The sequence below is a fragment of the Cribrihabitans marinus genome, assembly GCF_900109035.1.
Lineage (GTDB): Bacteria > Pseudomonadota > Alphaproteobacteria > Rhodobacterales > Rhodobacteraceae > Cribrihabitans > Cribrihabitans marinus.
Genome location: NZ_FNYD01000001.1, coordinates 187,973 through 211,049, shown reverse-complemented (window position 1 = coordinate 211,049; position 23,077 = coordinate 187,973). Strand labels below are relative to the sequence as shown.

General features: G+C 66.9%; 22 protein-coding genes. 10 read left to right on the top strand and 12 right to left on the bottom strand.

What is annotated here, in order from left to right; all coding sequences use genetic code 11:
• Positions 1-18 precede the first annotated feature (18 nt).
• Entirely contained in the window at positions 19-1,251 is a 1,233-nt protein-coding gene (locus BMX57_RS01015; protein WP_177175356.1) for a DUF2254 domain-containing protein, read from the top strand.
• A 4-nt stretch (positions 1,252-1,255) separates the two neighbouring features.
• On the opposite strand, the gene BMX57_RS01010 is transcribed toward BMX57_RS01015, so the two are convergent.
• From BMX57_RS01010 to BMX57_RS20545, 4 genes are all read right to left on the bottom strand, one after another.
• Entirely contained in the window at positions 1,256-2,563 is a 1,308-nt protein-coding gene (locus tag BMX57_RS01010) for an HlyC/CorC family transporter (RefSeq protein ID WP_092361652.1), read from the bottom strand.
• Between the two features lie 61 nt (positions 2,564-2,624).
• Positions 2,625-3,569 carry a tyrosine recombinase gene (locus BMX57_RS01005; protein WP_092361650.1) on the bottom strand — a complete coding sequence of 315 codons (945 nt, stop codon included), beginning with the start codon at positions 3,567-3,569 and terminating at the stop codon, positions 2,625-2,627.
• A 2-nt stretch (positions 3,570-3,571) separates the two neighbouring features.
• Positions 3,572-5,071 carry a hypothetical protein gene (locus tag BMX57_RS01000; RefSeq protein WP_092361648.1) on the bottom strand — a complete coding sequence of 500 codons (1,500 nt, stop codon included), beginning with the start codon at positions 5,069-5,071 and terminating at the stop codon, positions 3,572-3,574.
• Positions 5,061-5,210, bottom strand: a complete 150-nt coding sequence (locus BMX57_RS20545; protein ID WP_177175355.1) for a hypothetical protein — start codon at positions 5,208-5,210, stop codon at positions 5,061-5,063. The genes BMX57_RS01000 and BMX57_RS20545 overlap by 11 nt, the downstream gene beginning before the upstream one ends.
• A 79-nt stretch (positions 5,211-5,289) precedes the next feature.
• Between BMX57_RS20545 and BMX57_RS00995 the strand changes: the two genes are divergently transcribed.
• The 3 genes from BMX57_RS00995 (at position 5,290) to BMX57_RS00985 (ending at position 8,154) form a co-directional block, all read left to right on the top strand.
• The gene (locus BMX57_RS00995) at positions 5,290-5,877 is read left to right on the top strand and encodes a shikimate kinase (protein WP_092361646.1); all 588 of its coding nucleotides are present in this window, start codon (positions 5,290-5,292) and stop codon (positions 5,875-5,877) included.
• Complete coding sequence (gene aroB / locus BMX57_RS00990) at positions 5,877-6,986, top strand: 3-dehydroquinate synthase (RefSeq protein WP_092361644.1); 1,110 nt, start codon at positions 5,877-5,879, stop codon at positions 6,984-6,986. Before BMX57_RS00995 ends, aroB begins: the two co-directional genes overlap by 1 nt.
• 319 nt (positions 6,987-7,305) lie before the next feature.
• Positions 7,306-8,154: a LysR family transcriptional regulator gene (locus tag BMX57_RS00985; RefSeq protein WP_092361642.1), complete on the top strand. Its 849-nt coding sequence runs from the start codon at positions 7,306-7,308 to the stop codon at positions 8,152-8,154.
• Between the two features lie 31 nt (positions 8,155-8,185).
• On the opposite strand, the gene BMX57_RS00980 is transcribed toward BMX57_RS00985, so the two are convergent.
• Positions 8,186-9,256 carry a site-2 protease family protein gene (locus BMX57_RS00980; RefSeq protein WP_092361640.1) on the bottom strand — a complete coding sequence of 357 codons (1,071 nt, stop codon included), beginning with the start codon at positions 9,254-9,256 and terminating at the stop codon, positions 8,186-8,188.
• 15 nt (positions 9,257-9,271) lie between these two features.
• Complete coding sequence (gene ssb, locus BMX57_RS00975) at positions 9,272-9,766, bottom strand: single-stranded DNA-binding protein (protein WP_092361638.1); 495 nt, start codon at positions 9,764-9,766, stop codon at positions 9,272-9,274.
• 211 nt (positions 9,767-9,977) lie between these two features.
• Between ssb and BMX57_RS00970 the strand changes: the two genes are divergently transcribed.
• A complete protein-coding gene (locus BMX57_RS00970) occupies positions 9,978-10,556 on the top strand; it encodes a lytic transglycosylase domain-containing protein (protein ID WP_092361636.1) in 579 nt (192 codons plus the stop codon).
• Positions 10,557-10,637: 81 nt separating this feature from the next.
• On the opposite strand, the gene BMX57_RS00965 is transcribed toward BMX57_RS00970, so the two are convergent.
• The 6 genes from BMX57_RS00965 to miaA all read right to left on the bottom strand — a co-directional run bounded on the left by BMX57_RS00965 (position 10,638) and on the right by miaA (position 18,895).
• On the bottom strand, positions 10,638-12,725 hold the full coding sequence (locus tag BMX57_RS00965) for a dipeptide ABC transporter ATP-binding protein (RefSeq protein ID WP_092361634.1): 2,088 nt from the start codon (positions 12,723-12,725) through the stop codon (positions 10,638-10,640).
• Between the two features lie 96 nt (positions 12,726-12,821).
• Entirely contained in the window at positions 12,822-14,036 is a 1,215-nt protein-coding gene (locus tag BMX57_RS00960; protein WP_092361633.1) for an ABC transporter permease, read from the bottom strand.
• A gap of 15 nt (positions 14,037-14,051) precedes the next feature.
• Positions 14,052-15,098, bottom strand: a complete 1,047-nt coding sequence (locus BMX57_RS00955) for an ABC transporter permease (protein ID WP_092361632.1) — start codon at positions 15,096-15,098, stop codon at positions 14,052-14,054.
• 140 nt (positions 15,099-15,238) lie between these two features.
• On the bottom strand, positions 15,239-16,906 hold the full coding sequence (locus tag BMX57_RS00950) for an ABC transporter substrate-binding protein (RefSeq protein ID WP_092361630.1): 1,668 nt from the start codon (positions 16,904-16,906) through the stop codon (positions 15,239-15,241).
• A gap of 239 nt (positions 16,907-17,145) precedes the next feature.
• Positions 17,146-17,964, bottom strand: coding sequence for an AraC family transcriptional regulator (locus BMX57_RS00945; RefSeq protein WP_092361628.1), 819 nt, complete (start codon positions 17,962-17,964; stop codon positions 17,146-17,148).
• 55 nt (positions 17,965-18,019) lie between these two features.
• Complete coding sequence (miaA, locus tag BMX57_RS00940) at positions 18,020-18,895, bottom strand: tRNA (adenosine(37)-N6)-dimethylallyltransferase MiaA (protein WP_229724129.1); 876 nt, start codon at positions 18,893-18,895, stop codon at positions 18,020-18,022.
• 107 nt (positions 18,896-19,002) lie between these two features.
• Between miaA and pyrH the strand changes: the two genes are divergently transcribed.
• From pyrH to dxr, 5 genes are read left to right on the top strand one after another with little or no spacing between them, the layout of a single operon-like run.
• Positions 19,003-19,758: a UMP kinase gene (pyrH, locus tag BMX57_RS00935; RefSeq protein WP_092361625.1), complete on the top strand. Its 756-nt coding sequence runs from the start codon at positions 19,003-19,005 to the stop codon at positions 19,756-19,758.
• A 48-nt stretch (positions 19,759-19,806) separates the two neighbouring features.
• Positions 19,807-20,370 carry a ribosome recycling factor gene (gene frr, locus BMX57_RS00930; protein ID WP_092361623.1) on the top strand — a complete coding sequence of 188 codons (564 nt, stop codon included), beginning with the start codon at positions 19,807-19,809 and terminating at the stop codon, positions 20,368-20,370.
• An 11-nt stretch (positions 20,371-20,381) separates the two neighbouring features.
• A complete protein-coding gene (locus BMX57_RS00925) occupies positions 20,382-21,119 on the top strand; it encodes an undecaprenyl pyrophosphate synthase (RefSeq protein WP_092361621.1) in 738 nt (245 codons plus the stop codon).
• Positions 21,116-21,901, top strand: a complete 786-nt coding sequence (locus tag BMX57_RS00920; protein ID WP_092361619.1) for a phosphatidate cytidylyltransferase — start codon at positions 21,116-21,118, stop codon at positions 21,899-21,901. Before BMX57_RS00925 ends, BMX57_RS00920 begins: the two co-directional genes overlap by 4 nt.
• Positions 21,901-23,073 (top strand): 1-deoxy-D-xylulose-5-phosphate reductoisomerase, encoded by a 1,173-nt coding sequence (dxr, locus tag BMX57_RS00915; protein WP_092361617.1) that lies wholly within the window; start codon positions 21,901-21,903, stop codon positions 23,071-23,073. The genes BMX57_RS00920 and dxr overlap by 1 nt, the downstream gene beginning before the upstream one ends.
• Positions 23,074-23,077: the final 4 nt, after the last annotated feature.

Below are 23,077 nucleotides of genomic sequence, written 5' to 3'. Positions count from 1 at the left end.
TGGAAACCAGGGGGCACAATGATCTCGATGTTTTTCCAGCTGGCCAGGCAGATCCTGCGCAAGCTCTATGTCCGGGTGCTGCTGATCGCGGCGCTCAGCGTGGTGTCGGTGCTGCTGGCCAAGCAGCTCGACTGGCTGATCCCCGAGGGCGTGGCCGAACGCATCGGCGCCGACTCGGTCGATCCGATCCTGGCCACGCTGGCCAGTTCGATGCTGGCGGTGACGATCTTTTCGCTGACCATGATGACCTCGGCCCATCGTGCCGCCGAAACCCAGTGGAGCCCGCGCACCCATGTCATCCTCAAGGACGACACGCTGACCCATTCGGTGCTGGCGGTGTTCGTGGGGGCGTTCCTGTTCTCGCTCTGCGCGATGGTCCTGCGCCATACGCCGTTCTTCGGCGAGCGCGAGAGCGTGGCGTTGTTCGGGGTGACGGCGGTGGTGATCGTGATGATCGTGGTCTCGATCATTCGCTGGATCGCCCATCTGGAGGATCTGGGCAGCCTCAACAACACCGTCTCGCAGGTCGAGCAGCGCGCCGGGCGCGCCCTGCGCACGCTGGGCGCGTCGGGATGCTATGGCGCGCGCGAGATGGAGCAGGAGCACGATCCCGGCGGCTTTCCCGTTCCCGCGCGGCGCGCGGGCTATGTAGAGCAGGTCTTTCTCGACATCCTGCAGAGCCAGGCCGCGGGGGATGACACGCAGGTCTATGTGCTCGCCTTGCCCGGCGATTACGTCCAAGAGGGTCAGGTCCTGGCCCGGATCGGCGGCGCGGCGGGCGCGGACCGGTCGCGGGATTATGACGAGGGCTTCCGCATCGCGCGGGCACGGTCCTTCGTGCAGGATCCCCGGTTCGGTGTCGCGGTACTGGCCGACATTGCCAGCCGCGCCCTGTCGCCGGGCATCAACGATCCCGGCACGGCCATCCACGTCGTCGACCGGCTGTCGTCCCTGCTGCTGTTGGCCGGCGAGGGAGCCGGGGGCAAGACCAGGTTCGACCGGGTCTGGATCCGTGCGCTGGATGCCGGCGTGCTGTTCGAGGACAGTTTTGACCGGATCGCCCGGGATGCCGGCGGCATGGTCGAGGTGCAGGTGGCGATCCAATGCGCCCTGGGCGCGATCGCCGCGCGGGCAGATGACCGCATGGCGCGCGCCGCGACCGACTGCGCCGCCCGCAGCCTGGCGCGTGCAAGGGACGGGCTGACCGAGGAGTCCGAGCGCGCGCGGCTGGAGGCCGCGGCGGCGGTCTGATCCCTCAGAGCGGGCGGATCTTCAGGCCCGTCACCCGGTTTCCGTCGCGCGTGGTCACCTCGAAGCGGAAATTGTGGAACGAGAACACCTGGCCCACGGTCGGGATCATCTGCGCCTCGTGGATCACCAGCCCGGCAACGGTATTGGCCTCTTCATCCGGCAGCGACCAGTCATTGGCGCGGTTGAGATCGCGGATCGTCATCGCGCCGTCGACCAGAAAGTGCCCGTCCTCGGTGCGCTGCACCTGCAATTCGCTGTCGGGGTCGAACTCGTCGGTGATCTCGCCTACGATCTCTTCCAGGATGTCCTCGAGCGTGATCAGCCCCTGCAGCGATCCGTATTCGTCCACCACCAGTGCGAAATGGCTGCGCATCCGCAGAAAGGCGCGCATCTGGTCGTCGAGCGTGGTGGTCTCGGGCACGAAATAGGGCGCGTTCGAGACCCGCGAGATGTCGAAATTCCTGAGCCGGCTGGAATCGCCGTCGGTGCCGCCGACCTGGTTGTACATCGCCCGGAACAGATCCTTGGCATGCACCACGCCGATGATGTTCTCGGGCTCGTCACGATACACCGGCAGGCGCGTGTGCGGGCTCTGCAGGCATTGCTGCAGGATCTCCTCGGGCTCGGCGTTGGCGTCGATCATCTGGATGTTCGAGCGGTGCAGCATGATCTCTTCGACCGTGCGGTCGCCCAGATCCAGCGCGCCCAGGATGCGGTCGCGGTCTTCCTTTTCGACCACGCCCTCGGAATGGCCCAGCTGCAGCGCCCCGGCGATCTCTTCGCGCACGGCCAGGATGTGGCTGTCGGGGTCGATGCGCACGCCGAAGACCCGCAGCACGCCGCGCACCAGCACCCGCACAGCCGATACCACAGGCGCGAACAGCGTGACCAGCACCCCGATCGGTGCGGCCACCAACGCGGCGGCCTTCTCGGAATTGGTGATCGCATAGGTCTTGGGCAGCACCTCGGCGAAGATCAGCACCAGCATGGTCATCACCAGCGTCGCCAGCGCCACGCCGCTTTCGCCGAAGATCCGCGTGAACAGCGCGGTGGCCAGCGAAGCGGCGAGGATGTTGACCAGGTTGTTGCCCAGCAGCACCGATCCGATCAGGCGCTCGTTGTCTTCGGTGATCAGCAGCGCGCGCTGCGCCCCGCGCGACCCCTTGTCGGCCTGCGCCCGCAGCTTGCCGCGCGACGCGGCGGTCAGCGCGGTTTCCGAGCCGGAGAAGAAGCCAGACAGGACGAGAAGGAACAGGATCGCGCCGCAGGTGATCCAGAAGGCGCCGTCGAGGGCGGGTAAGGTCGGGTCCATTGCTCTTTCGATTGTAGATTACCGCACTCTTATGGGGGCGGCGGGGTTCGCGTTCAAGGGGTTAGCCCCTGTCCTTGACCAGCGGGTGGTGTTCCAGCACCAGATCGGCCAGCCGTTCCTCGAGAACATGGGTATAGATCTCGGTGGTGGCAACATCGGCATGGCCCAGCAGGGTCTGGATCGAGCGCAGGTCGGCGCCGTTGGCCAGCAGATGCGTGGCAAAGGCATGGCGCAGCGTGTGTGGCGTCACCTTTCCGGGCGCCACGCCGCCGGCCACGGCCAGTTCCTTGATCAGCATGTAGAACCGGTGCCGCGTCAGATGGCCCGACTTGCCGCGCGACGGGAACAGGAACCGCGACCGCGGCACGCCCCGGGCCGTGGCCTCGTCTTCGGTCTCGTCGCGGGCTGACAGCCAGTCGCTCAGTGCGGTGCGGGCCGGCGGAGACAGCGGCACCATGCGTTCCTTGCCACCCTTGCCCATGATCAGCAGCATGCGCGGATCGCCCCGCGCCGCCGTGACCGGCAGCGAGACAAGTTCGCTCACCCGCATGCCCGTGGCATAGAGCAGCTCCATCAGGCAGGTGTTGCGCAGCCGGTCAGCCGCGCTGCGCCCGGTGCTGCGCGCGGCGGCGAGGAGCCGGTCCACCTCGGGCACATCCAGCGTCTTGGGCAGGCGTTTCTGGCGGCCCGGCCCCTTGATCTGGATGGCGGGGTTGTCCGCGCGCCAGCCTTCCTCGAAAGCGAAGCGGTAGATCTGCTTGACCGCCGACAGGCGCCGCGCGCGGGTGGCGCGCGCCAGCCCCTGGGCATCGCAGTCGATCAGATAGGCCTCGACCAGGTCGCGGTCGGCCTGAGCCAGGTCGCTGCTCTTGCGCGCCAGCCAGGCGGCAAAGTCCTTGAGGTCGCGGCCATAGGCCAGAAGCGTGTTCGTGGCCGCGCCCAACTCGGCAGCCTGCGCTTCCAGAAAGGTCGAGATCCATTGCTCCTGTGTGGCCGGACCCGGCATGTTCAGCCCCTGTCCAGCAGCATCAGCTGCAAACCCGCCCGCCGGGCCGTGTCTTCCAGCCCGACCGCACGGAACGTGGCCAGGGCATCGCTCAGATCGCCCGGATCGCCCGACGCCAGCAGCGCCATCGCCCGCAGGATCGCCTCGCCCAGCTGCCCGCGCCGGATGATCCGGCTGATCTCGGCCGGGGGCGTGGCCTCTGGATCGAAGCCTGCGGTGATGGCCCGCGCCGTCGCGTCGGGGGGCGTGGCGCGGCCCGGTTCGCCCTGGGCAATCGCGGCCAGGAATTGCGTCTCGGCGGATTGGTCGGGCGGTGTGGCCGCGGCCGCCTCGTAATCGCGCGACAGCAGCCGGATCCGCCAGGCCAGGCCGCCGGCGTCGCTCTTGGCCAGCGCCTCGGCGAACAGCTCGGCAAAGGGCACCTCCAGGCGGGCGTCGGTCATCGCCGCCCAGGCATCGGGCAGGGTCTTGCCCAAAGCCTCGGGGCTTCCCGTCTGCAGCGCGGTTTCGAAACGCTGCACGGCCTGAACCCTGTCCCAGACGCCACCCGACGCGGCCGGCTGACGCGCGGTATAGAGCCCCAGCAGGTGATTGGGCGTCAGCGCGCCGGTGCGCGCCAGCCGTTCGGCCGCCTCGACCTGGGCCTTCCAGCCCGCGATGTCGCGCAGGTCCGCAACGGCAAAGGGTTGCGGCAGGGTCGCGGTGTTCAGCCGTTCGCCGATCGATTCATGCAGGCGGAACGCCAGCGGGTCGGGCGCGTCGGGGCGTGGCAGGGGCGGCGCGCCGTCATAGATCTCGGGGCTGAGAAAGCGGTCGAGCAGATCGAGCTTGTGCGAAGGCAGGATATCCAGCGCATGCGCAGCCTCCAGCGTCAGCGCCGCCGATTGCCAGTCGCCGAGTCGGGCGGCACAGAAGATCCGCGCGGCATAGTCCCGCGACAGGTGCGGCTCGGCCGCCAGTGCCTTGCAGCTGCGATCCTCGTCCCCGGTCAGCAGCGTGGCGTCGAACCAGCGGGCGAACCGGTCGGGGCTGGCGGTTGGGCCGGCAACCTGGGCCAGCTCCTGCGCCGCGTCCACGGCGCCCAGATCCATCAGCCGGTCGATCCGCGCCAGCAGCAGCCGCTCGCCCGCGCCGGTGCCGCTGGGCGCGCCGCTCTCCGACAGGAGCAGCGTGTAGAGCAGGGATTGCATCGCCGGCACGTCGCGCACGGCCACCGTATCCAGCAGCTCCTCGATCCGGGCCACGTCGCTGCCGCGCCACAGATCGGCCGGCAGCCCGGTGACGTCGGTGCCCACCAGCCCCACGGGAACCGACAGCGATTCGAGCGGCGTGACCTCGACCTCGGGCCGCAGCGCCGAGGGCGTCACCGGCGGCTCGAGCAGCACGGTCCCCGGCAGTTCGACCGGCGGTGGCTGGTTCAGCCAGTCGATCGCCGACAGGGGCTGCTGCGCGACGGCGCCCATCGGCAGCAGCAGGGGAAATACGGCCTGCTTAATCCGCATCCAGAACCACCGGTTGCCGCACCTCTTCTTGCGGCGCGGAAAAGTCGACGCCGAAGAACGGCCCGACATAGGCGTATCCGACCAGCCCGATGATGGACAGGCAGACGATATAGACAAGGAATTTTACAAGACGACCCATGATGAAACGCTGCCCCATTTTCGTGTTTTGACCAAGTTATAACTGGCCTTTTCGGCAAGATCACGTCATTCACGGGGGAATGAGCGGAATTGAGCATAATACGGTCCCGGACCCGGCCGCCGCGGCGTTCGAACTGCGCAAGACCGTGGTGATGGTGGGCATGATGGGCGCGGGAAAGACCGCCGTTGGACGGGCCTTGGCCGCGCGGCTGGGCGTGCCGTTCCTCGACAGCGACGCCGAGATCGAATCGGCGGCCAACATGTCCATTCCCGAGATCTTCGCCCGCGATGGCGAGAAGTTCTTTCGCCGCAAGGAAAGCCAGGTGATCGGCCGGCTGCTGAACGAGGCGCGCGGCGTGCTGTCGACCGGGGGCGGGGCCTTCCTGTCCGCCGAGAACCGCAAGATGATCTCCGAGCGCGGCGCGTCTGTCTGGCTGAATGCCGATCTGGACGTTCTGTGGAACCGGGTCCGGCACAAGGATACGCGGCCGCTGCTGCGCACCGCCGATCCGCGGGCGACGCTTTCGGGGCTTTTCGAGGCCCGTGTGCCGTTCTATTCGCAGGCCGATCTGACCGTGGTGTCCGACGGCGATGCCGCGATCGAGGAGATGGTGGACCGGGTGATTGCGGCGCTCCTGACCCGGCCGGATGTGTTGAGACGGATCTGATGCACCAGACTGTTCATGTCGATCTGGGCCTGCGGGCCTATGACGTCGAGATCGGGCCGGACCTGCTCCCCCAAGCAGGTGAGCGCATCGCGCCGTTTCTGGCGCGCCCGCGCGTGGCGGTGCTGACCGACGAGACCGTGGCCGGGCTGCATCTCGACGCGCTTCGCACAGGGTTGGACGCGGCCGGCATCGAGATGGTCGCGCTGGCGCTGCCGCCCGGGGAGGCCACCAAGGGCTGGGCGCAGCTGGAGCGGGCGGTCGAATGGCTGCTCGAACAGAAGGTCGAACGGCGCGACGTGGTCGTGGCCCTGGGCGGCGGGGTGATCGGGGATCTGGCCGGCTTTGCCGCCGCGATCCTGCGCCGTGGCGTCCGGTTCGTGCAGATCCCGACCTCGCTTCTGGCGCAGGTGGACAGTTCGGTGGGCGGCAAGACCGGCATCAACGCGCCGCAGGGCAAGAACCTGATCGGCGCGTTCCACCAGCCGGCGCTGGTGCTGGCCGATACCGCCGTGCTGTCCTCGCTGGCGCCTCGCGATTTCCTGGCGGGCTATGGCGAAGTGGTCAAATACGGTCTGCTGGGCGACGCGGATTTCTTTGCCTGGCTCGAGGCCAACGGCCCCGCGATGGCCGGCGGCGACATGGCCGCGCGGTCGCAGGCGGTGGCGCGCTCGGTCCAGATGAAGGCCGAGATCGTGGTCCGCGACGAGACCGAGCAGGGCGACCGCGCGCTGCTGAACCTCGGGCACACGTTCTGTCACGCGCTCGAAGCGGCCACCGGCTATTCCGACCGGCTGCTGCATGGCGAGGGCGTGGCCATCGGCTGTGCACTGGCCTTCGAGCTGTCGGGGCGGATGGGCCTGTGCAGCCAGGAGGATCCCAGCCGCGTGCGGGCACATCTGCGCGCGATGGGCCTGAAGACCGACCTGGCCGACATTCCTGGCGACCTGCCCGGCGCCGACGCCCTGCTGGACCTGATGGGACAGGACAAGAAGGTCGTCGATGGCAAGCTGCGCTTCGTTCTGGCGCGCGGGATCGGCCGGGCCTTCGTCACCTCGGATGTCCCGCGCGAGACGGTCCGGACAGTGCTGGAGGACGCGCTGAGGCCGTAATCGCTCTGGGCCCGCGGAGGCGCACCCGCAGTTTTGCGCCCGGTCGGGCCCATCGGCGCAAGACCCTTCGAATGGCGCCAAGTCCCAGCCGGAGAATGCGCCGCTTGTGCCGGACCCGGCGGGCGGCGTTGATCCTCAGGCGAAAGATCTCACGCTCGGTCAGGGGATGCTTGCGGAACAGGTTGTCGCCAGACGGCTGCCATTTGGCGAGCCGGATCAGATCATTCATGATTTCATTCCATTTATGGCTGTTAGCCTGATAATATGCCCCTCATCCGCAGAGGTGCGAGGTGGCAAGATTCAAAGCGGCTTTCCAATAATGAAACGAAACCTCTCTCTGGATGACATGGTCCTGTTTCTCGCCGTGGCCGATTGCGGCGGTCTCTCGGCGGCCGCGCGGGCCACCGGGGTCAGTGCGCCGACGCTGAGCCGGCGGATGGTCGAGTTGGAACGTCAGACCGGGATCCGCCTCTTTGCCCGGGGCGCCCGCGGCTATACGCTGACCGCTGCCGGGCGGTCGCTGCTGGAGGAGGCCGGCGACCTGCGCCATCTCGCGGACCGGCTCGGCGCCTTTGCCGGATCCGGTCGGCGCGCGAGGGTCCGTGTTACAGCCGGGCACTGGACCGCCCAATTCCTGGCCCGCCACCTGAACCTGATCTGGTCCGCCGAGGATACCTGGGTGCCGGAATTCGTGCCGACCACCGTGGCAATGGACATCGCGCGGCGCGAGGCCGATATCGGCATCCGCAACCGGCGTCCCGAGCAAAGCTGGCTGGCCGGGCGCCGGACCGGCGCGGTGCGCTATGCGCCCTTTGCCGCGGCTCCGGGGATCGAAGGCTGGATCGCCGCGCCGGCCGAGGACGCCGGCAGCCCCTCGCAACGCTGGATCCATGACGGTCACGCCGACCGGATCGTGACCACGGCAAGCGATCCCCGCCTGGCCCTGGACCTGGCGCTGGCCGGGGTCGGACAGATCGTCCTGCCGCTCTTTGCCGCTTCGGGCCAGGATGGGCTGGTCCGGACGGGACCGGTGATCGAGGCGCTAACCCACGAGGAATGGCTGGTCTGCCACCACGACGCCCGGCACGATCCGCCGGTGCGCTCTGCGCTTGATGCCATCGCGGAGCTGCTGGGCGACGGGGGCCTCCGAGCTTCAGGCACGTCCTGAAACCCGTTGGTCCACCCGCGCACCGGACGCGTCAACGGCCGCGGATCACCATCAACTCACCGACATTCTCGCGGGTGATATAGCCCAGCATCTGGCCGGCTTCGCCCAGCACCGCCACCGCCGGTGCGCCCTTGTGCAGCATCGACAGCACCGTCTCGAGCCCGTCGGTCAGCCCGACGGTGGGAATCTCGCTCTCCATGATCGACGCGGCGGGGGCGCCGCGCGTCGTATCCCCGGCCAGGGCCGCAAACAGACCGGCGCGGGTCACGAACCCTTGCAGCCGCCCGTCGTCATCGAGCACCGGAAACTCGTGCTGCGTGGTGCGGATCACCGCCTGCGCGGCACTGTGCAGCGTGTCCTGAGGCCCCAGCGCCTCGTAGCTGGTGATCATCGCCTCGCGTGCCAGCAACCGGCGCGACACCGCCCGCATCGCCACGTCCTGCGCCTCGGCATTGGCGGCGACAAAGACGAACAGTGCGATCAGCACAAGGATCGGGTTGCCGGTGCTCAGGCCGGCAAAGCCCAGCAGGAACGCCACGACCTGCCCGGCCAGGGCGGCAAGGCGCGTGGCCCGCACCCGGTCCATCGCCAGGCACAGGAGCGCGCGGAACACCCGTCCGCCATCCATCGGGAAGGCCGGGATCATGTTGAACACCGCCAGAAACAGGTTGACCACGGCAAGCCGTGACAGGAAATCCGGCCCGGCGCTGTCGATGGCGGTCAGCGTTTCGGTACCCGGATCGGCGCCCAGCAGAAGCAGCAGCGCGAAGATCACCACGTTGACGGCTGGTCCCGCCAGCGCGACGGCGATCTCCTGACCGGGTTTTTCGGGCATCCGTTCCAGCCGGGCCATCCCGCCGATCGGCAGCAGGGTGATGTCGGGGGTCCGGATCCCGTATCGGCGCGCCATCAGCGCGTGGCCGAACTCATGCGCCACCACGCAGGCGAAGAGCGCCAGGACGAACAGCACGTTCTCGGCGGCAGCCGCCCAGCCGCCGGCGGAATAGGTGGCAAAGCCGACCCAGGCAAGCAGCAGGAAGAAGGTGACATGGACCCTCAGCTCGGATCCCAACAGACGGCCGAGCGTGAAGGACCATGTCATCGTTCGTCTCCGGTCCTAGAACGGGATCTCGTCGTCGTCGATGCCGCCCGACGCGGGAGCAGGTGCACCGCCTTGCGATCCGCCGTATGGATCACCCTGCGGGCCGCTGTCATACCCGCCCTGGCCGCCGCCATAGCCGCCACCGCCGCCGTCGCCGCTGCGACCATCAAGCATGGTCAACGTGCCACCTAGGCCAGCAACGACAACGTCTGTTGAGTAGCGGTCCTGCCCGGATTGGTCCTGCCACTTGCGGGTTTGAAGCTGACCTTCGACATAGACCTTCGATCCCTTGCGCAGGTACTGTTCGGCGACCCGCACTAGTCCGTCGCCACGCAGCACAACGTTGTGCCATTCCGTTCTTTCACGGCGTTCGCCTGTGTTACGATCCTTCCAGCTTTCGGATGTGGCAATGCGCAAATTGCACAATTTGCCGCCATCCTGAAATGTCCGGACCTCGGGATCGCGGCCCAGATTGCCCACCAGAATGACCTTGTTGACCGAGCCTGCCATGGCTTCCCCCGTTATCGTTGTCGGTGCGTTCGGATCCGAATCCGGTAGTGTTCCGGACCGGATCCATCCTCATGCGTCAGGGTTAAAGCAAAGTTAGCCGTTGAAGGCCAGCGGTGAACGGTCACTGTGCCCGACGGAAATCCCGCATGGGGTTCCAATCGGGGCGAATTTACCTATAGTTTCGCCTCGCGACAGGGCGAGGGGCCGGGGAATGCGCAGCACTATATCGGGAATCGTGGCGGTGACGCTTGCGGTGACGGCCGGACCGGTCGCGGCCGACATGTTCGGCACCAAGAACAGGCGCGACCTGTTCAAGAACCAGACCCGTTTCCTGGACACGCGCGGCGCCTCGCAATACGAGGGCTCGGTTCGGCTGAAGCCGAAATCGGCGCAGGGCAGCTTCAACAAGCGCTATCTGGGAAAGTATCGCGGTCAGTACCTGGAGATGGCGCGGGCCGCCGCGCGGCGCCACGCGATCCCCGAAGAGCTGTTTCTGCGGCTGGTGCAGCAGGAATCCGGCTGGAACCCAAGGGCGAAATCCCACAAGGGCGCGCTGGGTCTGGCGCAGCTCATGCCGGCCACCGCCCGCGCGCTTGGCGTGAACCCGCATGATCCCTACGAGAACCTCGATGGCGGGGCGCGCTACCTGTCGCGCCAGTTCCGCAAGTTCAAGTCCTGGCGCCTGGCGCTTGCGGCCTACAATGCCGGCCCCGACGCGGTCGAGCGCTATGGCGGCGTGCCGCCCTACAAGGAAACCAAGAACTACGTGAAGGTGATCTGGGGCGGCTGATTGGCGCCAGATTGCGAGGCCACCCTCGGTGTTGACAACCGGGTCGCACCGACCACCGCCGGAGGAAGACTGAACGCGGGCCTATTCCGCCGCGATCTTGATCACCGGCTCCATCCGGCCCAGCACCTCGTCCGACAAGTGGCACTTGACTTGGTGGCCCTCGGCCAGCGTCCGCACCGGCGGCACCTCGGTGTCGCACAGGTTGCCCGGCACTTCCGACTTCCAGCGGCAGCGGGTCTGGAACGGGCAGCCGGGCGGCGGGTTCATCGCCGAGGGGATGTCTCCCTCGAGCACGATATGCGTCTTCTCGACCGAGGTGTCGGCGATCGGCACCGCCGAGAGCAGCGCCTCGGTATAGGGGTGATAGGGCGGGCTGAACACCTGGTCGGTGGTGCCCAGTTCCACGACATGGCCCAGATACATCACCATCACCCGGTCGCTGAGATAGCGCACGATGCTCAGGTCGTGGCTGATGAACAGAAGCGTCGTCTTCTGCTCGCGCTGGATCTCCATCAACAGGTCGGTCACCGCCGCCTGCACGCTCACGTCCAGCGCCGAGACCGGCTCGTCGGCCACCACGATCCGCGCGTCGCCGGCGAATGCCCGCGCGATGCCGACCCGCTGTTTCTGGCCGCCCGACAGCTGCCGCGGCATCCGGTCGGCAAAGGCGCGGGGCAGTTTCACCAGGTCCAGCAGCTCCAGCATGCGCTGCCGCCGCTCGGCCTCGTTCTTGCCGATGCCGAAGATCTCCAGCGCGCGGATGATCTGCCGGCCCACGGTCATCGACGGGTTCAGCGTGTCGAACGGGTTCTGGAACACCATCTGCACGTCCGAGATGGTCTTGGTGTCACGCTGCTCGATCGGGATCTGCTCGATGTTGCGGTTGTCCAGCAGGATCTGCCCGTCGGTCGCGGTCTCCAGACCCATCAGGACCTTGGCGAAGGTCGACTTGCCGCAGCCGGATTCGCCGACGATGGCCAAGGTCTCGGATTCGCGGGCCTCGAAGGTCAGCGTCTCGTTGGCTTTCACGACCTTCTTCTCGCCGCCGCCGAACAGCACGTTGGCCGCCACCTCGTAGTATTTCCGCAAGTTGTCCATCTTGAGGACAACATTGCCGATCTCGCCCTTGGTCTTGGTGTCGGCCAGCACCAGCGGCGCGTTCCAGTCGATCTCCTGGAATTTCAGACAGCGCGTCGCGTGCCGGTCGTTGCCGGGCACGTCGAACATCTGGATGTCGCCCTGGTCGCAGCGCCCGGCCTCGAAATAGTCGCAGCGCGGGCCGAAATTGCAGCCCGGAGGGCGTTCGTGGGGCAGGGGGAAGTTGCCGGGGATGGCCACCAGGGGGCGGCTGTTCTTGTCCGCGCCCGGCAGCGGGATCGACCGGAACAGCGCCTGGGTATAGGGGTGCTGCATCTCGTCGAACACGTCCTCGATCGAGCCGCGTTCCACCGCTTCGCCGGAATACATCACGCACAGCCGGTCGCAGGTCTCGAGCACCAGCCCCAGGTTGTGGCTGATGAAAAGCATCGATGTGCCGTATTTCTTGCCCAGGTCCCGGACCAGTTCCACGACCGCCGCCTCGACTGTCACGTCAAGCGCGGTGGTGGGTTCGTCCAGGATCAGCAGCGAGGGTTTCGACATCAGCGCCATGGCGATCACGATGCGCTGCTGCTGGCCGCCAGAGAGCTGGTGGGGATAGGAATTCAGCATCCGCTCAGGGTCGGGCAGGCGCACGTCCGAGACCACCTCAAGGGCACGCTTGCGGGCCTCTTCGGCGCTCACGCCCTCGTGGATCATCGGCACTTCCATCAGCTGGCGGCCGATCTTCATCGCCGGGTTGAGGCTCGCCATCGGCTCCTGGTAGATCATCGCGATCTCGTTGCCGCGGATGTCGCGCAGCTCGTCGGCGCTCATCTCGGCCAGGTCGCGGCCCTTGAACTTGATGGTGCCGCCGACGACGCGGCCGTTCTTGCCCAGGTCCTGCATCACTCCCAGCGCCACGGTGGACTTGCCGCAGCCGCTCTCGCCCACGAGGCCCACCGCCTCGCCCGGCTGCACCGCGACCGAGAAATCCATCACCGCCGGGATTTCCCGCAGCCGGGTGAAGAACGAGATCGACAGTTTGTCGATCTCCAGAATCGGTCCGTCGTATTCGGCCATCTTGCTCATCTTTGCTCTCCCCGATGAGGGTCCGCGTGCGGCGCGTCCTTCATCTTTTTGCAAATACTCCGGGGGTCCGGGGGCAGGGCCCCCGGCCGTTCTCCATCAATCGCGCAGGCTTTCCTCGCGCAGCCCGTCCGCCAGCAGGTTCAGACCCAGCACCAGCGACAGTAGCGCCAGCGCCGGCGGCAGGGCCGGGTGCAGGTAGATCGACAGCAGCTTGCGGCCTTCGTTGATCGTGCTGCCCCAGTCGGGGCTCTCCGGCGGCAGGCCCAGCCCGAAGAAGCCCAGTGTTCCCAGCAGGATCGTGGTATAGCCGATGCGCAGGCAGAAATCGACGATCAGCGGGCCGCGCGCGTTGGGCAGGATTTCCCACAGCATGATATACCAGGCGCCCTCTCCGCGGGTCTGCGCGGCGGCGACATAGTCGCGCGTCTTGATGTCCAGTGTCAGTCCCCGGACGATACGGAACACGGTGGGCGAGTTCACGAAGACCACAGAGACGAAGACCACCAGTACCCCGCCCGGCACGTCGAACAGGTCGACCAGCTTGGGCAGGCCCGGGATCCGGTAGGTGCCGGCATCGACAAAGGCGCCTCCGGTCGAGATCAGCGACAGGTAGAGCCAGATCGCCACGCCCAGCACCGCCACCAGCAGAGGCGTGCGGAAATTCGGCTGCGTGTAGTAGCGCGAATTGAGCAGCACACCCAGGAACACGATCGGAAAGACGAAGAGCACCGCCGCCATGTAGTTGGGCATGCCGGTCGCCACGATCTCGGGCGTGACCAAGAGGTAGAACAGCAGGATCACCGGGAAGGCGAGGATCAGGTTGGACAGGAAGGACAGCAGCGTGTCGAGGCGCCCGCCGAAATATCCCGCGGGCAGGCCCAGGGTGATGCCCACCATGAAGGCGAACAGGGTGGCCAGTGGCGCGATCTGCACCACCACCCATGCGCCGGTCACCATCCGGCTGAACACGTCGCGGGCCAGGTTGTCCCCGCCCAGCAGGTAATAGGCGTATATGCCTTCCTCGCTGCCGGGAACCGGCGTGCCGGGGACCTTGTTCTTCATCCCCGATATCTGTGCCAGCGGGTCATGGGTGACGATCAACTCCATCGCGCCGAAGATGCCGGTGAAGACCCAGAACATCACCAGCGCGAAGCCGACCATGCCGATGGGGCTGTCGAACAGCTTGCCGTAGAGGCCCAGCCGCCGCTTGAACGCGACCGAGACGGCAAACAGGATGATGAGCGCGATCCAGACGCTGGTGAATTGCCAGAAGACGCGGGCGATGATCTCGAATGTGCCGAGAGGTTCCATGGTCTTTCTCCTCTCTCACGAGATCCGGATGCGGGGGTTCAGGTAGACATAGCCGATATCCGAGATCAGCTGCGTCACCAGCACGACGAAGACCGACACCACCGACACCGCCAGCAGCAACTGGATGTCGTTGTTGCCCGCCGCCTCGACCAGGATCCAGCCGAAACCCTTGTAGTTGAACAGGGTCTCGACGATCACCACGCCGTTCAGCAGCCAGGGGAACTGCAGCATGATCACCGTGAACGGCGCGATCAGCGCGTTCCTGAGCGCGTGCTTCATCACGATGTTTGGAAAGCTGACGCCCTTGAGCCGCGCGGTGCGGATGTATTGCGCGGTCATCACCTCTGTCATCGAGGCGCGCGTCATCCGGGCGATATAGCCCATGCCGTAGAGCGCGATGGTCAGCACCGGCAGAAAGAAATTCTCGAAGGTCGGGTTTTCCATCGCCTGCGTGGCGGTGCCCTTGAACCATTTCAGACCCACCGCCGACGAGGTGAAGACGGCGATGAAGATCACGCCCGAGACGTATTCGGGCGTCGCCGTGGTGATGATCGAGAAGGTCGACAGCGAGCGGTCCAGCTTGGTCCCCTCGCGCATCCCGGCCAGAACCCCCACCATAAGCGCGGTGGGCACCATCAGGATCATCACCCACATCATGAGATACCCGGTATTGCCCAGGCGCTTGGCGACGATCCCGCCGACCTCGTCCTTGAACCGTGTCGAGTAGCCCCAGTCGCCCTGCAGGATGCCGCAGAAACTCGGCGTGTCCTCGGGCTCGACACCGGGGCGCACGCAGCTGCCCAGGACCTGCCCGTCCTCCATCGTGTTCACGAAGCCGGGCACGACACCCAGCCAGCGGCCATACTTGATCAGGAGCGGATCGTTGTAGCCCCGGTTTTCAAGCCAGGCTTCGACCTGTTCGTCGCTCATCCGCTGGTTGCCCTGGGTCTTGGCCAGTTTTTCCAGGTTCGGATAGAGGTTGGTCATGAAGAAGACCACGAAGGTCAGGCAGAGCGCGGTCAACAGCATCACGCCGACCCGCCGGAGAATGAACAGTCCCATGTCAGCCCCTGATGGTAAGGCTTGCCCGCAGACCCGAGGCCTCTTTCAGGCTCTTGATCGGCAGCGGCGCGAAGGCCCCTGCGGTCTGCGGCTTTGGAGGGCGCCACGCATGGCGCCCCCGGTTCGTCATGTGCCCGGGATCAGGCGGCCAGGCCCCACTTGTAGTGGTGGTGCTCGAAGGCCACGTGCTGATCGGTTCCGACCAGCCCCTCGCGCATGTGGCGATAGAGCGCGCGCCAGTAGGGCTGCACCGTGACGCCTTCCTCCTGGATCAGCGCCTGGCCCTTGGCCGAGACCTCGCGGCGCTTGTCGGCATCTGCGATGGCCAGCGCCTCGTCCAGCAGGGCGTCGAAGTCCGGGTTCGCCCAGCCGAACTCGTTCCACGCCTCGCCCGACTTGTAGGCCAGCGCCCAGATCTGCACGCCCAGCGGACGGTGGTTCCAGTTGGTCGAGCTGTAGGGGTATTTCGTCCAGTCGTTCCAGAACGTGTTGCCGGGCAGCACCGTGCGCTTGACCTTGATGCCCGCGTCGCGCAGCTGCGCGGCCACGGCGTCGCAGGTGTTGCGGCGCCAGTCATCGTCGATCGACATCAGCTCATGCTCGAAATCGGCCATCCCGGCCTCTTCCATCAGCGCCTTGGCGCCCGCCGGATCGTGGTTTTGCGGCGGCAGTTCGGCATATTCGGGGTGGATCGGCCCGACATGGTGGTTTTCGGCCACCGCACCGCGCCCGCCATAGCCCAGTTCCAGGCAGACCGCGTTGTCCACGGCCATCTGAAGCGCCTGGCGCACGCGCTTGTCGGCATAGGGCTTCTTGCCGTCGATCTCGGCCAGCTGGTTGGGCCGGATGACCATCGTGGCCATCGTCACGACTTCGGACTTCACATAGCCGAGGCCGTCCATCACGTCGATGAACTCGCCCACGGATTCGTGCAGCATGTCCACCTCGTCGGATTCCAGCGCCGCCAGCCAGGCCGAGGGATCGGTGCCGTAGTCGGTATACTCGATCCGGTCCAGCGTCGCCGGGCCGAATACGGATTCACCCCACCAGGTATGGTCGGGGGCTCGCACCAGGGTGCATTTGACCCCCACTTCCAGCTCTTCGATCACGTAGGGACCGGTGCCGACGCTGTTGGCGACATCGGCCTCGTCGAACGAGCTGTGCACGATGGCGGCGGGATAGTCGGACATGCCGGCGATCAGCGAGATGTCGGATTTCGGCAGCATCAGCTTGAGCGTGTGGTCGTCGACCACCTCGACCGCGCCGTCGATCACCTGACCGGTGTCCTCGTCGATCAGTGTCGCGAAGCGGCCGGCCATCGAGTTGGTTTCCGAGTTCTTGTCGCACCAGCGGCCGATGTTGCGGGCCACGTCCTCGGCGGTGAAGTCGTCGCCGTTGTTCCACTTGACGCCCTGGCGGACCTTCAGCGTGTATTCGGTGGCGTCCTCGTTGATCTCCCAGCCCTCCAGCAGCATGCCGCGGAAGGTGCCGTCGGAGTTGTATTCGACCAGGTATTCCAGCGTGCCGCGCATCTGGTTGCCCATTTCGGACCAGTCGAAGGTGCGCGGATCCTTGAGTTCGCGCACGCTCATCTGCACCCGCAGGGTGCCGCCCTGCTGGCGCTCCTGGGCGATGGCCTCGGTCGGCGCGACCATGCCGATCAGGCCATAGGCGCCGGCCGCGGTCACGCCCAGCGAAGTCGCCCGGCTCAGGAATTCGCGCCGGCTCAGCTTGCCGTCGCGGTATTCCTGCGCGTGCATCTCGGCGGCCCAGTGCACCGGTTTTCCGTTCAAAGTCTGGTGGTTCATCGGTTTCTCCCCGTAAGTGTCCCGTTTTATTGGAGGCCGTCATCCGAAGTCCGTTCCGATGCGTTCCGGCATCGAGACGGCGGTGACGTGTGGATCTATTGCGTCCTCATGCGGCCATTCCGCATGAGAAAGTTCCATAGGTCAATGATCGGTTTCGCCACTTCATGTCAAAAAAACGACATTTCGGCTTGTAAGAATGCGACATGGGCCGGGCTGTCGCGGCTTGCGGGTAATCACCGTCAGGACGTGGTTCCGCGCAGGGCCGACGGGGTTCGACCGGTATGGTGCTGCATGAAGCGGGTGAAATACGCAGCGCTGCCGAACCCCAGGTCGGCAGCGATTCGTCGGGCCGGTCCGCCCTCTTGCGCCAGCCGGCGCCGGGCTTCGTGCAGGACGCGTTGGGTCAGCAGGGATGCTGCGGTCAGGCCGGTTTCGGATTTGCACACCCGCGTTAGGTGCGTGGGCGTGACCCCAAGTGCCGCGGCATGCTCGGCCATCGCGCCGCCATCCGCGTGATGCCGCGCCAGGCGGGCAAAGTAACGTCGGGTCAGCCGCCGCGCGGCACCGGGCTTCGCCGCCGGCGGTTCGGCGGCGATCTGGCGCTGCATCCAGATGCCGATCAGCGCCGCGTGCGCCTGCATCGCCGCCTGGCGCAGGGGCCGGCCCGAGGTCTGTTCGCGTCCCAGCGCCTCGAGCAGGCCGGTCAGTTCGTTCTGACCGGCAACGTCGCGGATGCGCAGGTGTTGCGGTTGATCCGGAAGCGGCAGGTCCAGGGTCGCGGGGATCAGCAGTGCCTGACCGAAACACTGACCGCCGGCCTCGAAGGAAAACGCGTGGCGCGCCGGCAGGAAGATCGCGTTGTGAACCCCGACACCGGCCCGCGCGCCGTCGAACCGGGCCAGGGCCTGACCGCGCGTGATCCAGATCAGCAGATGCGCCGGGCGGTCATGCAACAGCTCCAGTTGCCAGCGCCCGAGCGGTGCAAGCTGCGGCAGGCTGTAGAGGCCCAGATGCGCCGCCGCCGCGGTCGATAGCTCGGTTTGTTCGAAAAAGTTCATTTCAGCCCCTGTTCCCGCCCGAACCTTAATGGCAGTTCGCGGAAAAGGACAAGGGTCAGATCCCGGGCCGGACGTGATGCCACCCGGTCATCCGGGCCCGGAACCAGGTGCGCTGCCGCTTGGCAAAGCGGCGCGTGGCGATGGTGGCGCGCCTGCGGGCGGTGTCGAGGTCGATCTCGCCGTCGAAAAAGGCCACCAGTTCCGGCGCGCCGATCGCCTTGCAAGAAGGCAGGGTCGGGTCGTAACGGTCGCGCATGGCCGCGACCTCGTCCAGCGCGCCCAGTTCGATCATCCGCGAGAACCGGGCTTCGATCCGGGTGTTCAGCCAGTCCTTCTCGACGTCGAACAGGATCGGCACCGTCCGCGCGATGTCCAGAGTCGGTGGAGGCGTGTCCGCCTGCCAGTCGGCCAGGGGCCGGCCGGTGGCGCGCTGCACCTCCCAGGCGCGTTGCACGCGGGCGCGGTTGTTGCGGTCCAGCCCCTCCGCCGTCGCCCGGTCCAGATCGTCCAGCAGCACCTCCAACGGCAGCGCGTCGGCCTCGGCGCGGATCGCGGGCGGTGTCGCGGGGATCTCGGCCATGCCTTCGGTCAGCGCCTTGAAATAGAGCCCGGTGCCGCCGGTGATGATCGGCCGTTCGGGACCGTCCAGCAGCGGCAGCACCTCGCGCAGCCAGTGACCGGCGGAATAGGGCGCGTCATGGGCGACATGCCCATAGAGCCGGTGCGGCGCGCGGGCTTCCTCTTCGGGCGAGGGGCGCGCGGTCACCACGCGCCAGCAGGCATAGACCTGGCTGGCATCCGCGTTGACGATGACACCGCCGTGGCGCTCGGCGATCTGGAGCGCCAGTTCGGACTTTCCCGAGGCGGTCGGCCCGGCGATCAGCACCGGCATGTTGTCGGGGATCGGCGGCACCTGATCCAGCAGGGTCATCGCTTGCCTCCGCGCCTGAGCGCCATCCTTGCGCGGCGCATTGAACCCGCGTGCGTTTTGCTCCATTTTGCGCCGGAATTGAACCCCTGCCAGCCCGGAGCGCCCCGATGACCCTTGCCCCCGCCCAGCCCACGCGCGAACAGCCCGCGCGCGAAACGACCTATCGCCGCGTCATGCTCAAGATCTCCGGCGAGGCGCTGATGGGCAACGAGGGGTACGGGCTGCACCCGCCGACCGTCCAGCGCATCGCCGAAGAGGTCAAGTCGGTGCATGACCTCGGGGTCGAGATCTGCATGGTGATCGGCGGCGGCAACATCTTTCGCGGGTTGCAGGGCAGCGCGCAGGGGATGGAGCGCACGACGGCGGATTACATGGGGATGCTGGCCACGGTGATGAACGCCCTGGCGATGCAGTCGGCGCTCGAGGGGTTGGGGGTGTTCACGCGGGTGATCTCGGCGATTCCGATGGACCAGGTCTGCGAGCCGTACATTCGCCGCCGCGCGGTGCGGCACCTGGAAAAGAAAAGGGTCTGCATCTTTGCCGCCGGCACCGGCAACCCGTATTTCACCACCGACACGGCCGCCACCCTGCGCGCCAACGAGATGAAATGCGAGGCGATCTTCAAGGGCACCAAGGTCGATGGCGTCTATGACAAGGATCCCGCCAAGTTCGACGACGCGACACGCTATGACACGGTCAGCTATGACGACGTGCTGGCCAAGCGGCTGGGTGTGATGGACGCCAGCGCCATTGCATTGGCGCGCGACAACAACCTGCCCATCATCGTCTTTTCTCTGGACGAGCCGGGCGGGTTCCGCGGCATCCTTGCCGGTGAGGGCACCTATACAAAGGTGGGTGGCTAGGTCTATTAGGTCCGAGCAATCGGCAAGCCTGAAAAGGGAGTGGGCAGCATGTCTGACGATTTCGAACTGGATACCGACGATCTTCAGCGCCGGATGGATGGTGCGATGGCGAATCTGCGCACCGAGTTCGCCTCGCTGCGCACCGGCCGCGCCTCGGCCTCGATGCTCGAGCCGGTGATGGTCGAGGCCTATGGCCAGCCGACGCCGATCAACCAGGTCGGCACGGTCAACGTGCCCGAGCCGCGCATGGTTACGGTGAATGTCTGGGACAAGTCTCTGGTGGGTAAGGTCGAGAAGGCGATTCGCGAGAGCGGGCTGGGCATCAACCCGCAGCTGAACGGCACCATCATCATGCTGCCGATCCCCGAGCTGAACGAGGAGCGCCGGCGCGAGCTGACCAAGGTGGCCGGGCAATACGCCGAACATGCCCGCGTCGCCATCCGCAACGTGCGCCGCGACGGCATGGACCAGATCAAGAAGGCCAAGGCCGACGGGCTGGGCGAGGACGACCAGAAATTCTGGGAAACCGAGGTTCAGGAGCTCACCGACACGATGATCAAGGCGGTGGACGACGCGCTTGAGCACAAGCAGGCCGAGATCATGCAGGTCTGACCGGAGCATTCATGCCCAAGGACAAGGACCCCTCGGACCGAACCGCGCACGGGCCGCGCCATGTCGCCATCATCATGGATGGCAACGGGCGGTGGGCGCAGGCGCGCGGCCGGCCGCGGCTGTTCGGCCACCATGCCGGCGCCCGGCGTGTACGCGAGGTGGTCGAGGCCTGTCCCGATCTGGGTGTCGAATACCTGACGATCTTCGCCTTCTCGACCGAGAACTGGAAACGCACACAGGTCGAGGTGGCCGGGCTGATGAGCCTGTTCCGCCGCTATATCGCGCGCGAGACCCGGGCGCTGCACGCCCGTGGGGTCTGTGTGCGGTTCATCGGCGACCGGGTGCGGCTGGATGCCAAGCTGATCGAGCTGATGGACACGCTGGAGGAGCAGACCCGCGGCAATACCGGGGTTCATCTGACCATTGCGCTGAACTATGGCGGCCGTGACGAGGTCGCCCGCGCCACACGGCGCCTGGCGCAGGACGTGGCCGACGGCAAGCTGCGCCCCGAAGATGTCGATGTCGAGACCCTGCCGCGCTATCTGGACACAAGGGTTCTGCCCGATCCCGACCTGGTGATCCGCACCAGCGGCGAGGCGCGGATCTCGAACTTCCTGCTGTGGCAGTCGGCCTATGCCGAATACGAGTTCATAGACACGCTCTGGCCCGATTTCACCGCCGACGAACTGGCGCGCCTGTGCCGCAGCTATGGCGCCCGCGACCGCCGCTTCGGATCGGTGAAGACATGAACGCTGGCGGGCGATGGTCCGATCTTGCGGCGCGGCTGGTCTCGGGGATCGTGCTGGCGGCGGTCGCGGCGGTGGAGCTGTGGCTGGGCGGGATCTGGTTCGAGCTGTTCATCGCCGCCGCCACCGGGATCATGATCTGGGAGTTGCTGCGGATGCTGGCGCCCGACCGGTCCGGCGTGGCGGTGCAACTGGCGCTGCTGACCGGAGCGGCGGTGCTGGCCAGCTATCACGTGCCGCCGGTCGCGCGCCTGCCGCTGCTCTTGGCCCCCGTGCTGGTGGGTATGGGCCGGATCGCCCGGCACCGGGCGCTGTTCGGGGTCTTCGCCTTCTGGATTTCGGTCGCGGGCCTGGGTTTCATCCTGGTCCGCGAGACGCACGGGCTGATCTGGATGCTGTGGCTGATCGCCGTCGTGGTAGCGACCGACGTGGCCGGCTATTTCTGCGGCAAGGGGCTGGGCGGCCCCAAGCTCTGGCCCCGCGTCAGTCCCAAGAAGACCTGGTCGGGCACCGGTGGCGGCTGGCTTGCGGCAGCAGCGGTCGGGCTGATCTTCGGCCCGCAGACCGGGGTGGGCCTGGCGCTGGTTCTGGTGTCGGTCCTGGCGGCGATGGCCAGCCAGGCCGGTGACATCGCCGAAAGCGCCCTCAAGCGCCATGTGGGGGTCAAGGACAGCTCGAACCTGATCCCGGGCCACGGCGGCTTTCTCGACCGGTTCGACGGCATGATGGGGGCCGCTGTCTTCGTGCTGGCAACCGGCCCGATCTGGCTGCCGGGGGGGGCGTGATGCGCAGGGTCTCGATTCTTGGCGCAACCGGGTCCATAGGGCAGAACACGGTCGACCTGATTGCCCGCGACCCGCAGGCCTATGACGTGGTGGCGCTGACCGGCGGGGCGAATATCGCCCGGCTGGCCGAGGATGCCCGGCGGCTGCGCGCCGATCTGGCCGTGACCGCCGATCCCGGCCGCCTGCAGGATCTGCGCGACGCGCTTGAAGGGTCGGGCGTCGAGGCGGCGGCAGGTCCGGCGGCCCTGGTCGAGGCGGCCTCACGCCCGGCGGACTGGGTGATGTCGGCCATCGTCGGCGCGGCGGGCCTGGCCCCTGGCCTGGCCGCTTTGGAGCAGGGCGCAACCCTGGCCCTGGCGAACAAGGAATCGCTGGTCTGCGCCGGGGCGCTGGTCCGGCAGGCCGCCGCCCGGACTGGCGCGCGCATTTTGCCGGTGGACAGCGAGCATTCGGCTGTGTTCCAGGCGCTGGTGGGCGAGGATGTCGCGGCGATCGAGCGTATCGTGATCACCGCCAGCGGCGGCGCGTTCCGCGACTGGCCGATCGCGGCGCTGACCAGCGCGACCCCCGAGCAGGCGTCCAGCCATCCCAACTGGGACATGGGTCAGCGCATTACCATCGACAGCGCGTCTATGTTCAACAAGGCGCTTGAACTTATTGAAACACATGAATTATTTGGCATCGACCCGGGCAGGGTCGAGGTCGTGGTGCACCCCGAATCCATCGTGCACGCGCTGGTGGGGTTCACCGATGGTGCGCTGATGGCGCATCTGGGCGCGCCGGACATGCGGCACGCCATCGGTTACGCCCTGCACTGGCCGGACCGGCGGGTGCTGCCGGTGCCGCGGCTGGACCTGACGCAGGTGGCGCAGCTCAACTTCCGGGCCCCGGACGACACCCGCTATCCCGCGCTGCGGCTGGCGCGCGCGGTGATGGCGCGGGGCGGGCTGTCGGGCGCGGTGTTCAACGGCGCCAAGGAACGGGCGCTGGATCATTTCATTGCCAGACGCATCGGATTCCTGGACATGGCGGGGGTGGTCGAGACGGTGCTGGAGCGGTTCGAGTCAAAAGCCGGTCTTATTGACGCCCCAATGACCCTTGATAACGTCACCCGAACGGATCATCTGGCACGGGACTGGGCCGATGCGGCCGTGACAAGAAGAGCAGGCTGAGAAA